This window comes from Synechococcus sp. R55.2 (assembly GCF_047462075.1).
Taxonomy (GTDB): Bacteria; Cyanobacteriota; Cyanobacteriia; order Thermostichales; family Thermostichaceae; genus Thermostichus.
In genome coordinates, this window is record NZ_JANSIH010000364.1 from 1 (window position 1) to 528 (window position 528).

1 pseudogene is annotated in these 528 nt (G+C 63.4%); it reads right to left on the reverse strand.

The features are described 5' to 3' along the window. Positions 1-528: pseudogene (locus NW838_RS11620) on the reverse strand (translocation/assembly module TamB); the annotation flags it as partial.

A 528-nucleotide genomic window follows, 5' to 3' on the forward strand; every position in this document is an offset into this window, starting at 1 on the left:
CCAACTGTCCCCGCAGCTCCTGGACTTGCAGTTGAGTGAGGTTAAAAGCAATCTGGCCTGTCAGGTCGGTGATGGGTTCCGGTAGGGCTGCCAGCTTGAGGATCCCCGAGTTGACGCTCAAGTTCCCCTGCAGGCTGGGCTCTCGCAAGGTGCCGCGGATGGCCAGCTCCAGTTGGCTTTGGCCGCCTTCCCAGCGCACCTGGTCGGTGAAGAGGTTGATCAGGCGCAGACCGCCATGCTTGGCTTGCAGGGTGAGGTCGATCTGGTCGGATTCGGCCCGCACCTCGGCAAAGGGCAGGGTGTAGGGCACCAGGCCAAAGAGGCGAATGGGTTCGTCACCATTGGCCAGCAGGGCGCCGTCCAGGCGCAGCTGCCCCCGCTGGTAGTCAAATTGTCCTCCCACCTCCCGCAGCGGCACCTGGTTGATCTGGGCGTTGACCACTGTCAGGGATCCGCGGGCATGGGGATCCCGCAGGTTGCCTGCCAGTTCCACATCCAGGTTGAGATCTCCCTGCAGCTCCAGCTCGT